This is a genomic window from Collinsella aerofaciens, assembly GCF_015554145.1.
GTDB classification, from domain to species: Bacteria; Actinomycetota; Coriobacteriia; order Coriobacteriales; family Coriobacteriaceae; genus Collinsella; species Collinsella aerofaciens_AA.
This window is the reverse complement of record NZ_JADNHZ010000022.1, coordinates 24,075-38,379: the sequence shown is the minus strand read 5'-3', so window position 1 is coordinate 38,379 and position 14,305 is coordinate 24,075. Positions and strand designations below refer to the sequence as shown.

Below are 14,305 nucleotides of genomic sequence, written 5' to 3'. Positions count from 1 at the left end.
AACCTGCCTGACCCCAAACGCGTCGGGGTACCATAGCGCTGAATCAACAACCCTCCCTGCGACCGAACGTAGGGAGGGTTGTGTCGTGAAGAGACATTTGAACGTGTTGGGATGCCTGCAAGGTGCCGGCATTCTGCCGTTTGCGGACGAATTGCTACCGTTTGCCGAGCTGGCGGCGCACGAGGCGCTTGAGGCGTTGTCGCCTACGCGATGCGCCGGCTGCGAGCGCTCCGGCGCGCTAATTTGCCAAGACTGCTTGGCGGCGCTTGCACTCATCGACCCGCGGCATAGCTGCACTCGATGCGGCGCCCCGTTTGGAGACTTGCTGTGCACCGAGTGCTCGGTCGAGGGTACGTCTTCGGCGATGGCCGAAGCGCTCGACCGGTGCCTCGCATGTGCCGTTTACACGCATCCGCTGCCGCGGATCATTAAAGCGTACAAAGACGCGGGCGAGCGACGCCTGGCGTCGTATCTGGCAGAGCTGCTCTACGACACCGCCCTGCATGCCCAGATCGTAGCGCCCGAACGCTTAGGAGGTGTGCTGTCCAGTGCGGATGCGGTGGTGTTTGTGCCTGCGACAGCGGCAGCGTTTCGGCGGCGTGGTTTTGATCATATGGAGGCTATTGCGCGCCCATTTTGCGAGCTGTCGGGTGTTCCCCTGCTCGATGCTCTCGTCAAGTACGGGCATGGCGACCAGCGCGAACTCGGTCGTGAGGAGCGCCGCGAGCGTGCCCGAGGCATGTACGAGACGGTTGAGGACGTGCACGGCCGCCGCCTACTGCTTATCGATGACGTTATCACCACGGGCGCGACCATGGCAGCAGCCTCGGCGGAGCTCAAGCGCGCCGGCGCTGCGGCAGTCGATGGCCTTGCTATCGCACGTGTTTGGTAGGGGTGGTTTTGTGGCAGTGAAGATTGAGCGGCGCAACGAGCCGACAGGCGAACAGCTAGCGGCTTCCGTAATCCTAACAGGCGCTTCAGCGCTGCGCATGATGCGCGCCGAGCGCCGGCAGATGGGCTATATCAGCTGGAAGGACCTTAATCCCGATGAAGAGCGCCGTGTGCTGCGCATGTCGTCGCCCTCGACCGAGGATATCTATCTTCCCGACTTGGTGCGAATTGGAGCCAAAAGCGGCGAGGTGCAAGAAGATCTGTGCTTGCTGGTGGGATCTGCGGCGCAGCGCCGCCGCATGCCTGGCGTGGGCTGGTCCGTGTGTTCCGGGTTGCCTGCCGGCTCGATTCTAGAGGTGGAACCGGGGGTGTACAGTCTATCTCCCGAGGCCCTTTGTGTTGCCGTTGCCCGCGAGGTCGGCTGTATCCAGGCATTTGCCCTGGCCCAGGAACTGTGTTCCAAGATTTCACTGAGCGATCGCGGGAAGTATCTGCCTCCCTACACCTCGCCTGTTGCGAATAGGCTTGCAAAGGACAAGGACCAGCCAGCAGACGTGGGCTACTTTGAAGTCGAACCGGCGCTGACGCCCGATCGCCTGGCAGATTACCTTGCGACATGCAAGGGGAATGTGGCCAAACAACTGCTGCGTCTGTTTCCCTACCTGTCAGAAAACCTGCTCTCGCCCATGGAGTGCATCATGCTCGCTCTGTTTTCGCTTCCGTTTTCCTATGGCGGATTTGCTTGCGGTCCCTTTAAGACCGACTACAAGATCGAGTTCGATGACCGCGCGCAGGCAATCTCGGGGATGCCGCATGCAGTTTGCGATGCGTATCAGGAAGCAGCCCGGTTTGACCTGGAATACAACGGTGAACTGGGCCATTCCTCCCGGAGGGGACGTATCCATGATGAAAAACGTAACACGGGCTTGATTGCTATGGGAATCGAGGTCGCGACGGTCAACAACGAAATGCTCTGCGACATGGAGGCGATGGAAGCGCTCGCATGGCGCATTCACCAGCGTATGGGTAAGCGGTACCGGAATCGTGTCGATGCCCGCAGGAAGAAGCAAGAGGCGTTGCTTAACGCGCTGCGGGCGTGTTTTGGGCTTAAGCCGGTCTAATTCACGTCGAAAATAGGGGGTTAATCATATGCCCTGGCCAAAATATAGCAAATATGAGTACTGTCACTAAATCAGTAACAGCAAAATCAAGGAATTTAGGACTCGGAGGCGTCATAAAGTAAGAAGATAATAAACAAATGTAGAATAACTAAGCATCAGGTTGGCGACACTGAGCGCATAATCTGTCCGAGAGGCCAAAATTGCCTGTTACTAAATTGGTGACAGTACTCATATTTGCCATTTTTTGGCCACAGCACCCTAGGAAGGGTGCCCCGGAGCTCCCCATAGGGGGAGCTCCGGGCTTCACAGGGGCACGAATAGCCCACTCCGACCTGCGAAATCTGTACTCGCGATGCGAATGACGCCCCTAACCTTAAACTTTAGCTTGAACTTAGCTATAATGCGCTACGTTCCTACCAGGCTGTGGTTGCGGACGGACGAAACGCCCGTCCTAGTCCAAGACAGACGCGGTCAAAGGGATCCACGTAAGCGACCGCGTGCGCGCGGCGCGATCATGGCGCGTCCTAGATGTAAGCCGCACCGTCCGTTCTACTTTCTTTGGGGCAATACCGCCTCGCGGGCGAGCGGGCCAGTCGTGAAGGTGGCTGCGGCCTCCCGAGCAAACACCCCGGTGCGCAAGTGTGGGGTCAAATACCAGGTCAGCTGGTGGGAACAATCTGATATTCCGCGCGACGCACGGATCGTATACGACACAGAAGGCAGGGTAGTGGACATGGTGAGGGGCAGCTTGATGCACGCGTCTCGGTTAGGTGCTGGGACCGCAGCGGTCATCGCCGTTTTGGGCCTGAGCGGATGCGCGTTCAACCCGCTGTCTACGTTCACGACTCCCACGATCGACCAGATCGAGTACGAGACCGTCACGCCCACGGTGTCGGATGATGCCCTGGTCACTCCCGGTACCCTGACGGTCGCCCTCGATACCTCCGATGCGCCGCAGGCCATGCAGGGCGCTGACGGCGAGCTCACGGGGTATGCAGTCGACGCTGCCCGCGCCCTCGCAAGCCGCATGGGCCTTAAGGTCGCCTTTGTCGATGCGTCCTCGGCAGGTTCCGCGCTCGGCGACAAAAAGGCTGATATCTTTATCGGCGAGATCAACTCTACGGACGGGGACGTTAGCTCGCTCGGCACCTGCCTGTACGATGCCGCTTCCGTGTTCGGTAAAACCAGCGATGGTGGGTCGCTAAGCGTTTCCACCGATACCCTTAACACGTCTACTCTGGGTATCCAGATGTCCTCGGCCTCGCAGGAGGCGCTTGCTAAGCAGAGCATCACCGCCAACCAAAAGACTTACTCCAACATCAACGAGTGCTTTGAGGCGCTCGAGTCCGGCGAAGTCGACTATGTGATCTGCGACTCCACGGCCGGCGGCTACCTTGCACGCCTGATGAGCGAGATCTCCTATGTCGGTGCGCTCGAGGCGCCCTCGACGCTTGGTGTTGCGGGCCTCTCGTCCAATGACGAACTGTGCCGTGCCGTGAGCGATGCCCTCGACGGCATCACGGTCGACGGTACGCTCGAGGCAGTCCACTGCGTCTGGTATGGCACGATGCCCTACGACCTCACCACTAAGACAGTATCTGGTGTCAACCTTCAGTCGTCTGGCTCCGCATCCTCCGGCAGCGAATCCTCCGATTCCAACAATGAGACCGCACCCTCCGAAGACAAATCGTCCAGCCAGGAAGACACCATCACCGACGACGACATTAACAAGCTTAATAGCTAGTTATTGCTAGGGGTGGCGTCTCCTATGCGCTAGGAGAGATGCCTCTTCACGGTCTCAACACGCACTGCCGGGCTTCCCCAATAGGGGAGCCCGGCTTTTTCATCTCTATAAAACCAGCAGGTCAAAGCCAATTTTCGGGACCAAATACAAAGTCGCCGGCTCCCTCCTATAGCGCACTTTGCCACAGAAAAGTGCGAGACTTCGGTATGCGGTATCAAGCAATCGTTATTCGGGTCTTTGGGAATCCGCGTGATTAAATGCACGGCAATGGGTACATAGCCAGTACAGTAAGTCCCCGAGGCAGATTGGAGCCACGTATGGATATCAAGGTTTCTGGACGCAAGACGACGGTAACCGATGCTCTGCGTGCGCATGTGGATGAGAAGATCGGCGAGGCGCTCAAGGTTTTCGATATCGAGCCCATGACGGTCGACGTTGTACTTCGCTATGAGAAGAACCCCTCGAACCCCAACCCGGCAATCGTCGAGGTTACGGTTCGTGCCCGCGGTTCGGTGATTCGCGTTGCCGAGCACGGTGCAGATATGTACGCCGCCATCGACCTCTCCGCCGATAAGGTCACCCGCCAGCTGCGCAAGTTCAAGACCAAGGTCGTGGACAACCGCCAGGGTGGTGCCAGCGCAGCGGATGTTGCACCGGTCGAGCGTGTCGAGGATCTGGCCGACCTGCTGCTGCCCGAGGAGGACGACGACCTGCTCGTCCGCGAGAAGGTCATCGATGTCACCCCGATGACTGAGGAGCAGGCGCTGGTGCAGACCGATCTGCTGGGCCACGACTTCTACGTGTTCGAGAACGCGACGACCGGTCTCATCAATGTGGTGTATCACCGTAAGAATGGTGGATATGGCATCATCAAGCCCCGCATCGAAACACTTGACGAGTAAAATACGTTAACTTGCATGAGTTAACGGTTGGCGGCCATCCCATGCGGGTGGCCGCCTTTTTACGTAAGGAGTCGCTTTGATGGACAAGGCCGCATCCGCCGGTCATTCGGACCGTTGCCGCATCGTCGTCGATACCTGCTGCGACTTTAGCCCCGAGGTCGCCGCGAACCTTGATGTCGATATCCTGGGTTTCCCCTTCATTATCGATGGCGAGGAGCGCACGGACGACATCTGGTCGAGCATGAGCCCTAAGGAGTTCTACGACCGCATGCGCGCTGGTGCCCGCGTGTCCACCTCGGCTGTGTCGCTCGGTCGCTATATCGAGTTCTTTACCGAGTGCGCCAAAGAGGGCACGCCCACGGTTTACCTGTGCTTTACCTCGGCACTGTCGTCGAGCTACAACTCCGCGTGCCAGGCGGCAGATGCCGTGCGCGCCGAGTATCCCAACTTTGAGCTCTACGTGGTCGACAACGCTCTGCCCTGTGCGACCGGCGCACTCTTGGCGCTCGAGGCCGTGCGCCAGCGTTCGGCGGGACTGACCGCCAAGCAGCTGGTCGATTGGGCAAACGAGGCAAAGACCTACGTTCACGGCTACTTTACGCTCGAGAGCTTCGACGCACTGGCTGCTGGCGGCCGCATTCCGCCCGCGGCGGCGCAGCTCACGGCAAAACTCGACGTCAAGCCCGAGCTTTCCTACGACCTTGCCGGCTCGCTGTCGCTGATCGGCGTCAACCGCGGCCGCAAGAAGGCGCTCAAGTCCATCCTCAAGTCGTTCCGCGAGAACTACGTGCCCGACCGTACCATGCCCATCGCCATCATGACGGCCGATGCCGAGAAGGACGGCGACTGGCTCGAAGCCGCCATCCGCAAGGAGGAGGGTTGCGCCGACGTCACGATCATTCGCAGCTCCGTGGGTCCCACCATCGGCTCGCACGTGGGCCCCGGCATGGTGGCCTGCGCGTTTTGGGGTAAGAACCGCGCCGACAAGGCGTCGCTTTCCGACCGTATCGCCCGCCGCGTGCGCGGTCAGTAGGCAAGCGCTGCGTCCGTAATCGCCCTCGACTCACAGCCCAAACGCTGGCACCGAGTATTCAACCTGGTAATAACACCCAACCCAAAAGGAAAGGTTTCATGGCAAACAAGCTCTCTGTCGCATTTATCGGCACCGGAATTATGGGTGCCCCCATCGCCGGCCACATTCTGGACGCCGGCTATCCCGTCACGGTCAACAACCGCACCAAGTCCAAGGCTGCAGCGCTCGTTGAGCGCGGCGCCGTCTGGGCCGATACGCCGGCAGATGCTGTGGCGAACGCCGACGTTGTCTTTACCATGGTGGGTTATCCCTCCGAGGTCGAGGAACTCTACCTGGCGGGCGACGGTCTGCTCGCGTGCACCAAGTCCGGCGCGGTCCTGATCGACCTCACCACGAGCTCGCCCGAGCTGGCGCGCGACATTGCCGAGGCCGCCCAGGTTTCCGGTCGCATGGCGTTTGACTGCCCCGTCACCGGCGGCGAGTCGGGAGCTATCGCCGGCACGCTCACGGCTATCGTGGGCGCTACCGAGAACGACATCGCCCCGGTCCGCGATATCCTTTCCACCTTTGCGGCAACCATCTGCTGCTTCGATGGCGCCGGCAAGGGTCAGGCTGCCAAGCTCGCCAACCAGGTGTCGCTGGGCGCCTGCATGGTCGGCATGGCCGACGCCATGGCATTTGCCGAGCTGAGCGGCCTTGACCTGGAGAAGACCCGCCAGATGATCCTGGGCGGTACCGGCAAGTCCGGCGCCATGGAGAGCCTAGCCCCCAAGGCGCTCGACGGCGACTACAAGCCCGGCTTTATGGTCGAGCACTTCATTAAGGACCTGCGCTTGGCGCTCGCCTATGCCGACGACCGCGAGCTTGCGCTGCCCGGCGCCGACGTCGCCTTTACGCTCTACGACATGCTCGACGCCATCGGTGGTGCCAAGCTGGGCACCCAGGCTATCACGGTTCTCTACAAGGAGGAAGCCGACGCCATCGCCGCCGGTCTGGACTGGTCGCAGTATCGTCCCGAGGAGCACGGTGCCCACGAGGACGGCTGCGGGTGCGGCGAGCACGGCGACGAGCATGAGTGCGGTTGCGGCCACCATCACGGCGAGGACCACGAGTGCTGTGGCGGTCACGGCCACGATGACGGCCACGAGTGCTGCTGCGGCCACCATCACGAGGAGTAGCGCTCATGAGCTGGACGTTCGTGGTGCTTGCGCTGGTGCTCTTTCTCTTTGCGATCTACATTGGCTTTTTGTGCGGCCAGTGGGCCTGCGAAAAGCGCGTCATCACCAAGCGCGACTACTGGACCGCCAACTTTGCGGGTGCGGCGGCAGTCGTCCTGCTGACCTGGGTGTTCTCGCTGTTCCCGCTGGTGCAGTTTGCGCCGATCGGCTGGCTCGGCGGCTTTATCGCCGGCCTTAAGATGAGCTTTGGCGAGTCCGTCGGCCCGTGGCGCAAGCACGACGAGGTCTTTAACGTCAACAAGGCTCACCGCGCCGCCGCCGACGCGGGCGATGCCGAGGAACGCCGCCGTGCACGTCGCAATGGCGCGGCCGACCGACAGCTCATCTCGGTCACCGATGACAGCAAGGGTGCTGGCAAGCATGCTAAGAAATAGTAAGAAGAGGTAACTATGGCAGAAAATAAAGACGAACAGCTCACCGACGAGGAGCTGGCACAGCTCCAGCTGGCAGAGGAGAACGAGAACGCCGTCGACCGCCTGGTCCAGGAGCTCGGCTGCCCCACGCGCCGCATCCGCCAGTTTGCCGCCCGCGTGCTGCACCTGCTTGCCGAGCGCGATCCGCAGCGCGTCGTGCCCTGCGTACCCGCGCTGATCGAGGCGCTCGACCGCCCCGAGGCGCAGACCCGCTGGGAGGCCCTCGATGCCCTGACGGCGCTCGCCACCACCTGCCCCGAGCAGTTGGGCGATGCCTTTGAGGGCGCCGAGACCGCACTGTTCGACGAGATCTCCTCCACGCTGCGCTATGCCGCCTTCCGCCTGCTGTGCGTGTGGGGCGCCACGAGTGTCGAGCGTTCGCGCGAGGCTTGGCCCATCCTGGACGAGGCCATCCAGTGCTACCACGGCGACCTTGAGTATCGCGACATGCTCGGTTGCCTGTACGAGTTTTGCCAGGGCGAGATCGACGCCGAGGTTGCCGAGAAGCTTGCGCTGCGCCTTAAGTTCGATGCCGAGAACGGCAAGGGCAGCTATCTCAAGGCGCGTTCGAGCGAGATTTGCGAAATGCTTGTTAAACGTTTTGGCCTGGATCTCTCCAAAAAGAAGAAGCGTGCTAGCGTTAAAAAATCTGACGACGCCGAAGACGAGGAGTAACAGATTATGGCGCACGATGTAGTCCTGATTCCCGGTGACGGCATCGGTCCCGAGATTACGCAGGCCATGCGCCGCGTGGTCGAGGCCACCGGTGTCCAGATCAACTGGAACGTCCAGGAGGCCGGTGCCGGCGTCATGGACGAGTTTGGCACGCCGCTGCCCCAACATGTGCTCGATGCGGTCGCCGAGACCAAGGTTGCCATCAAGGGCCCCATCACCACGCCGGTCGGCACAGGCTTCCGCAGCGTTAACGTCGCCCTGCGCAAGCACTTCGACCTGTACGCCTGCGTGCGCCCCTGCCTGTCGCAGCCGGGCGACGGCTCGCGCTTCCGCGACGTCGACCTGGTCATCGTGCGCGAGAACACCGAGGACCTCTACGCCGGCATCGAGTTCGACGAGGGCGCTGCCGAGGTCGAGGAGCTCTCACAGCTCGTCGAGCGTTCGGGCCAAAAGACCTTCGCCGCCGATTCCGCCATCTCGATCAAGCCGATCTCCATCGCCAAGAGCCGTCGCATTGTGGAGTATGCCTTTGAGTACGCCCGCCGCTGCGGCCGCAAAAAGGTGACGGCCGTGCACAAGGCCAACATCATGAAGGCGACCGACGGCCTGTTCCTGCGCGTGGCGCGCAAGGTGGCCGCCAGCTATCCCGATATCGAGTTCAACGACAAGATCGTCGACGCCACCTGCATGGGCCTAGTCCAAAACCCCAACGACTTCGATGTCCTGGTGCTGCCCAACCTGTACGGCGACATCGTGAGCGACCTGTGCGCCGGCCTGGTGGGCGGTCTGGGCATGGCACCCGGCTCCAACATCGGTGCCGACTGCGCAATCTTTGAGGCTACGCACGGCTCCGCGCCCGATATCGCTGGCCAGGATGTCGCCAACCCCACGGCCGAGATTCTCTCTGCTGCGATGATGCTCGATCACCTGGGCGAGAACGACGCCGCCAACCGCATTCGCGCCGCCGTCTCCGCCACGCTTGACGAGGGCGAGCAGGTTACCGGTGACGTGCGTCGTGCTCAGACCGGCTCCGTCGAGGGGGCCGTGGGCACGCAGGCCTTTGCCGATGCCGTTATCGCGCACCTGGCCTAAGGCACGCACGCTGCAAACGCCTAAATAGTACTTAAGTGTTTGCGTATAACCTAAGAATGAATACGCCCGGCGCCTCGTCGGGCGTATTCTATTGGGGACTATGTTTCCTAACAAGGAGTAATTGATATGGGTCTGATTCAAAAGAAGGACGAGAAGGACGAGAAGGACGAGATCGACGGTATCCAGATCATCGAGCGCGGCGAAGGCCCCGACGGTGACGAGGACGAGAAGATCGACCTGGTCGCCGGCACGTCTGCCGAGCACATTGCCGCCGGCACGACGGCCGAGGAGGAGGACGCCCGTCTGGAGGCTCAGATTGCCGCGGATGCCGCTGACGAGAATTTGATGCCCGAGGCCCAAGATGAGGACGACGATATCCTGGGTTCCGACGAAGACGACCACGCATCCAAGCACAAGAAGACGATGATCGCCGCCTTCGTGGTTGCCGTCGTTATCGCTGCCGTGGTCGGCTTCTTTATTGGCGATGGCGGCTTTGGCGGCAAGGGTGTCGGCTCGTCGACCCTGACCGAGGACCAGCTCGATTCGACCGTGGCAAGCTATAGCTACAACGGCAAGAAGAGCGACATCACCGCGCGCGAGGCCATCGAGAGCCAGTACAGCCTCGATACCGTCAAGGATAGCGATGGCAACTACACCGCTCCTTCTGCCGATGTCATCCTGTCCTACGTGCGCAACAAGATCCTGCTCGATGCCGCCGAGGACGAGGGCATTACCGTCTCCTCTAAGGAGATGAAGAAGTACGCCGAGGATTCCATCGGCACTTCGGACTACAAGACCATGGCCACGCAGTATGGCGTGTCCAAGGACCAGGCCAAGCAGATCGTCCGCCAGTCCGCGACGCTGCAGAAGCTCTACAAGAAGAAGGTGGGCGATAGCTCCGCAAGCATGCCGACCGCCCCAACCGAGCCTTCTGACGGCAACGAGGAGACCGCGAGCAAGGATTACGCCGACTACATCATCAACCTTGCCGGCGACGAGTGGGATAGCGAGAAGGGCACCTGGAAGGACGCCGATGGCACCTACGCTAAGGCGTTCGCCGACGATGCCTTTACGGCCGATAGCGCGACCTATAAGCAGGCCATGACTGCCTATTACACCGCCTATCAGCAGTACTCTTCGCAGGCTTCGAGCGCCAGCTCCAAGTGGACCGAGTATGCTAACGGTCTCTACGCCAAGGCCAACATCAGCATCTACGGCCTGTTTGCGTAAGATCTGTCTGCACTACTGCGCGCTAACCGATCTACCTGATTAAGCCCGCTAGAACGACAACGTTCTAGCGGGCATTTTGTTACCGAAACCACTAGGATAGGACTTGCGCCCGCGCAAGTGCTTCATCGGGTATCCTCAATTCATCCGGGAAAACGGCCGTAAACGATTGCAAATTATCGGTGAACGGTCGAAAACTACCGTTCACCGATAATATCGAAACTGGTTCTAACTGGTATTAAGTCAAAAAGACCAATTCACAAATCTTCACAATGACCTGCATTTTTCTACACGCCATTTTTAGCCACCCTGCGTTGTTTAGACACGAAAAAAGTTCCGATCTTTCGTCAAATCATTTCGAAACGGTTTCAAAACCGCAGGTAGAAGTGTTAATGAGCGGTAAACGGTCGATTTTTCGCCGTGAACGGTACAAAAACGTTTTACTGTATGAATCAACGAAAGCAACCTCTTCTGTGGTGATATAGTGACAACAACACGTCACGTGGTTACTACCAGTTGAGAAACCACTGGTCTTCAAAGAACGCTTTCCAAGAAGCTTTAAGGGCACCCGCCCGCTGGCTTCCGAACATCATCGGACTCAGATCGTACACACCTTCGGAAGGGAAATTTGAATGGTTGGCTTTATTCTTACCGGTCATGGACAGTTCGCACCCGGCCTCGCAAGCGCTATCGCTATGGTCGCTGGCGACCAGCCCGCTTTTACCGTCGTTCCTTTTGAGGGCGACCAGGCTGCTTCCTACGGTGAGGATCTCCGCGCCGCTATTACCGCCATGCGCGAGGAGTGCGATGGCGTGCTCGTCTTTACCGACCTGCTTGGTGGTACCCCGTTCAACCAGGCAATGATGATTGCCCAGGATGTCGACAACGTCGAGATTCTGACTGGAACTAACCTTCCCATGGTTATTGAGCTTCTGTTCCTCCGCGGCAACGCCACGCTCGCCGAGCTTGGCGAGCAGGCCGTGACCGTTGGCCAGACGGGCATCACCGCCCAGACGGTCGCTTCCGTCGCTGGTGCCGAGGAAGAGGATATCTTCGGCGACGAGGACGGCATCTAATGGCCGATTTCGGAGCCAGTGTTCTGAGTTCCTCGGTCGCCCTTTTAGGCCTGCTTGTCATCATGGGCTTGATTTACACCATCTGGTCGCAAATCAACATGAAGAAGAAGCAGAAGTACTTCAAGGAGCTGCACACCGAGCTCAAGCCGGGTCAGGAGGTTCTTTTCGCCGGCGGTATCTACGGAACCGTCAAGGGCATCGAAGGCGAAAAGGTCCAGATCAAAGTCCGATCCGGTGCCGTCGTAGATGTTTCGCGTTACGCGATTCAGGAGATCAAGTAACTGTCGTCAGCAAATAACGAAAGGAAGCTGATCAACATGGCAGAACCCAACATTCTTCTTACCCGCATCGATAACCGACTGGTCCATGGTCAGGTCGCTACCCAGTGGAACTCCACCCTGGGCTCCAACCTCATCCTCGTCGCCAACGACGATGTGTCGACCAACACCATGCGCCAGAACCTCATGAAGATGGCCGCTCCCGCCGGCGTCGCTACGCGTTTCTTCTCCCTGCAGAAGACCATCGACGTCATTGGCAAGGCGAGCCCGCGCCAGAAGATCTTCATCGTGGCCGAAACACCGGAAGACGTGCTTACGCTCGTCAAGGGCGGTGTGCCTATAAAGAAGGTAAACATCGGCAACATGCACATGTCGGAAGGAAAGCGCCAAGTCGCCACCTCCGTCGCAGTTAACGACGAGGATGTCGCTGCGTTTAAAGAGCTGCAGGAATTGGGGGTGGAGTTGGAGATCAGGCGCGTTCCGAGCACGCCTGTTGAGGACACGAGCAAGCTCTTCTCGTAATCCTCGTGATCCACGTTGTCAGGAGTGAAACCCTGACGTTCTGTACGTGATATCCAAAGTGCGTACATACATTTTGAAAGGAGGAGCAAGATGGAATACTCGATCATCCAGGTCGCTCTGGTCTTCATCGTCACGTTCGTCGCGGCAATCGACCAGTTCAACTTCCTCGAGTCTCTCTATCAGCCCATCGTCACCGGCGCCGTCATCGGTCTTATCCTTGGCGACCTCAACACCGGTCTTCTCGTGGGTGGTACCTATCAGCTCATGACGATCGGCAACATGCCGATCGGAGGCGCTCAGCCGCCTAACGCCGTCATCGGCGGCATCATGGCAGCCATTCTCGCTATCGCTACGGGCCTCGAGCCCAACGCGGCAGTCGGCCTTGCCATTCCGTTCGCTCTGCTTGGTCAGCTCGGCGTTACCCTGGTCTTCACGCTTATGTCGCCCCTCATGTCCTCCGCGGACAACATGGCTCATAACGCTGACACCAAGGGCATCGAGCGCCTGAACTACTTCGCCATGGCTCTGCTCGGCCTGATCTTCGCTGTCGTCGTCACCCTGTTCTTCATCGCTGGCGCTACCATCGGTCAGACCATCGCTTCCGCCATCCCGACTTGGCTGCAGACCGGTCTGTCCGCTGCAGGCGGCATGATGCGCTTCGTCGGCTTCGCCGTCCTGCTCAAGGTTATGATGAACCGCGATATGTGGGGCTTCTTCCTCATGGGCTTTGGCCTCGCGCTCATCACCGTTGCCAACGATTCTCTGGCAACCCCTGCCCTGCTCATCCTCGCTCTCATCGGCTTCGGCATCGCTTTCTGGGACTTCCAGCAGCAGACCGAGCTGAAGGGTGCAGCTGTTTCTGACGGAGGTGACTTCGAAGATGGCATCTAATGAGTATGTGATCCCGGAGCACTACGAGGATCTCACTCCTGCTCCGCAGCTCGACCAGAAGACCCTCAACAAGATGGCTTGGCGTTCCTGCTTCCTGCAGGCCTCGTTCAACTACGAGCGTATGCAGGCCGCTGGTTGGCTCTACTCCATCATCCCCGGTCTGGAGAAGATCCACACCAACAAGAACGACCTCGCGGCTTCCATGAGCCACAACCTGGAGTTCTTCAACACTCACCCGTTCCTCGTCACCTTTGTTATGGGCATCGTGCTTTCGCTCGAGCAGAACAAGGTTGACATCCCCACGATCCGCGCCGTCCGCGTCGCCGCAATGGGCCCGCTCGGTGGTATCGGTGACGCCCTGTTCTGGCTGACGCTCGTGCCTATCACGGCCGGCATCACCTCCAACATGGCCATCAACGGCAACGCCGCTGCGCCGATCATCTTCCTGGTGATCTTCAACGTCGTCCAGTTCGCACTGCGCTTCTGGCTCATGAACTGGTCCTACAAGCTTGGCACCAGCGCTATTGACGCTCTGACCGCCAACATGCAGGCCTTTACGCGTGCCGCTTCCATCATGGGCGTCTTCGTCGTCGGTTGCCTGGTCGTCACCATGGGTGGCACCCAGATCAACCTCCAGATCCCCAACGGCACCACCCGTGGCCTCTCCGCTACTACCGTGATCGTCTCCGAGAAGGAGGCCGAGAACTTCACCGGTATGGAGGGTATCGATACCGAGACCGCTGAGGCCGGTACCATCGCCATGACCGATGAGGACGGCAACGCCCTCACCGCTTCCGATGCTGACGGCAACGCTGTCGAGTGCGGCGTCACCGATCTGGGCAACGGCATGGAGTCCGTTACCTACGGCACCGTCACCGAGGATCCGGTCAACTTCTCTGTTGCCGACACCCTCAACACCATCGTCCCGAAGCTCGTCCCGCTTATGCTTACGCTGCTGCTTTACTACATGTTCGCTAAGCACAGCTGGACCCCGACCAAGGGCATCCTGCTGCTCTTCGTCCTGGGCATCCTGGGCGCTGGCCCGCTTGGTCTCTGGCCGAGCATCTGGTAAGGCTCTAGCTTGAGGGGTGTGTCCCTACGCGGCTCACACCCCGACCCCTTAAGCCATGTGTATGTTATAAGCCGCGTGCTCGAAAGAGCGCGCGGCTTTTGTTTTCTTGATGATTCGGGTGTGGCAGACC

General features: G+C 59.7%; 15 protein-coding genes. All 15 read left to right on the top strand.

Annotated features, from left to right (window positions below; genetic code table 11):
* Positions 1–85 precede the first annotated feature (85 nt).
* The 15 genes from I2E13_RS08920 (at position 86) to I2E13_RS08850 (ending at position 14,175) form a co-directional block, all read left to right on the top strand.
* The gene (locus tag I2E13_RS08920; protein WP_271817631.1) at positions 86–892 is read left to right on the top strand and encodes a ComF family protein; all 807 of its coding nucleotides are present in this window, start codon (positions 86–88) and stop codon (positions 890–892) included.
* A 10-nt stretch (positions 893–902) separates the two neighbouring features.
* On the top strand, positions 903–2,012 hold the full coding sequence (locus tag I2E13_RS08915) for a hypothetical protein (RefSeq protein WP_195404859.1): 1,110 nt from the start codon (positions 903–905) through the stop codon (positions 2,010–2,012).
* Positions 2,013–2,745: 733 nt separating this feature from the next.
* Entirely contained in the window at positions 2,746–3,756 is a 1,011-nt protein-coding gene (locus I2E13_RS08910; protein ID WP_229057910.1) for a substrate-binding periplasmic protein, read from the top strand.
* Positions 3,757–4,073: 317 nt separating this feature from the next.
* Complete coding sequence (gene hpf / locus I2E13_RS08905) at positions 4,074–4,658, top strand: ribosome hibernation-promoting factor, HPF/YfiA family (protein ID WP_055285508.1); 585 nt, start codon at positions 4,074–4,076, stop codon at positions 4,656–4,658.
* Positions 4,659–4,737: 79 nt separating this feature from the next.
* Positions 4,738–5,691 (top strand): DegV family protein, encoded by a 954-nt coding sequence (locus I2E13_RS08900; RefSeq protein WP_117637062.1) that lies wholly within the window; start codon positions 4,738–4,740, stop codon positions 5,689–5,691.
* 98 nt (positions 5,692–5,789) lie between these two features.
* A complete protein-coding gene (locus I2E13_RS08895) occupies positions 5,790–6,869 on the top strand; it encodes an NAD(P)-dependent oxidoreductase (RefSeq protein WP_195404857.1) in 1,080 nt (359 codons plus the stop codon).
* Between the two features lie 5 nt (positions 6,870–6,874).
* A complete protein-coding gene (locus I2E13_RS08890; protein WP_195404856.1) occupies positions 6,875–7,303 on the top strand; it encodes a hypothetical protein in 429 nt (142 codons plus the stop codon).
* 15 nt (positions 7,304–7,318) lie between these two features.
* Entirely contained in the window at positions 7,319–8,017 is a 699-nt protein-coding gene (locus I2E13_RS08885) for a HEAT repeat domain-containing protein (RefSeq protein ID WP_117564743.1), read from the top strand.
* 6 nt (positions 8,018–8,023) lie between these two features.
* The gene (locus I2E13_RS08880; protein WP_089572410.1) at positions 8,024–9,109 is read left to right on the top strand and encodes an isocitrate/isopropylmalate dehydrogenase family protein; all 1,086 of its coding nucleotides are present in this window, start codon (positions 8,024–8,026) and stop codon (positions 9,107–9,109) included.
* A 126-nt stretch (positions 9,110–9,235) separates the two neighbouring features.
* The gene (locus I2E13_RS08875; protein WP_195404855.1) at positions 9,236–10,339 is read left to right on the top strand and encodes a hypothetical protein; all 1,104 of its coding nucleotides are present in this window, start codon (positions 9,236–9,238) and stop codon (positions 10,337–10,339) included.
* A 629-nt stretch (positions 10,340–10,968) separates the two neighbouring features.
* Positions 10,969–11,412: a PTS sugar transporter subunit IIA domain-containing protein gene (locus tag I2E13_RS08870; protein ID WP_117564748.1), complete on the top strand. Its 444-nt coding sequence runs from the start codon at positions 10,969–10,971 to the stop codon at positions 11,410–11,412.
* Positions 11,412–11,693, top strand: coding sequence for a preprotein translocase subunit YajC (yajC, locus tag I2E13_RS08865; RefSeq protein WP_117583566.1), 282 nt, complete (start codon positions 11,412–11,414; stop codon positions 11,691–11,693). The genes I2E13_RS08870 and yajC overlap by 1 nt, the downstream gene beginning before the upstream one ends.
* A gap of 36 nt (positions 11,694–11,729) precedes the next feature.
* Positions 11,730–12,212: a PTS N-acetylgalactosamine transporter subunit IIB gene (gene agaV / locus I2E13_RS08860; RefSeq protein WP_089572404.1), complete on the top strand. Its 483-nt coding sequence runs from the start codon at positions 11,730–11,732 to the stop codon at positions 12,210–12,212.
* A 90-nt stretch (positions 12,213–12,302) separates the two neighbouring features.
* A complete protein-coding gene (locus tag I2E13_RS08855; RefSeq protein WP_089572403.1) occupies positions 12,303–13,103 on the top strand; it encodes a PTS mannose/fructose/sorbose/N-acetylgalactosamine transporter subunit IIC in 801 nt (266 codons plus the stop codon).
* Positions 13,093–14,175 carry a PTS system mannose/fructose/sorbose family transporter subunit IID gene (locus I2E13_RS08850; RefSeq protein WP_022094609.1) on the top strand — a complete coding sequence of 361 codons (1,083 nt, stop codon included), beginning with the start codon at positions 13,093–13,095 and terminating at the stop codon, positions 14,173–14,175. Before I2E13_RS08855 ends, I2E13_RS08850 begins: the two co-directional genes overlap by 11 nt.
* The last annotated feature ends 130 nt before the right edge of the window (positions 14,176–14,305 follow it).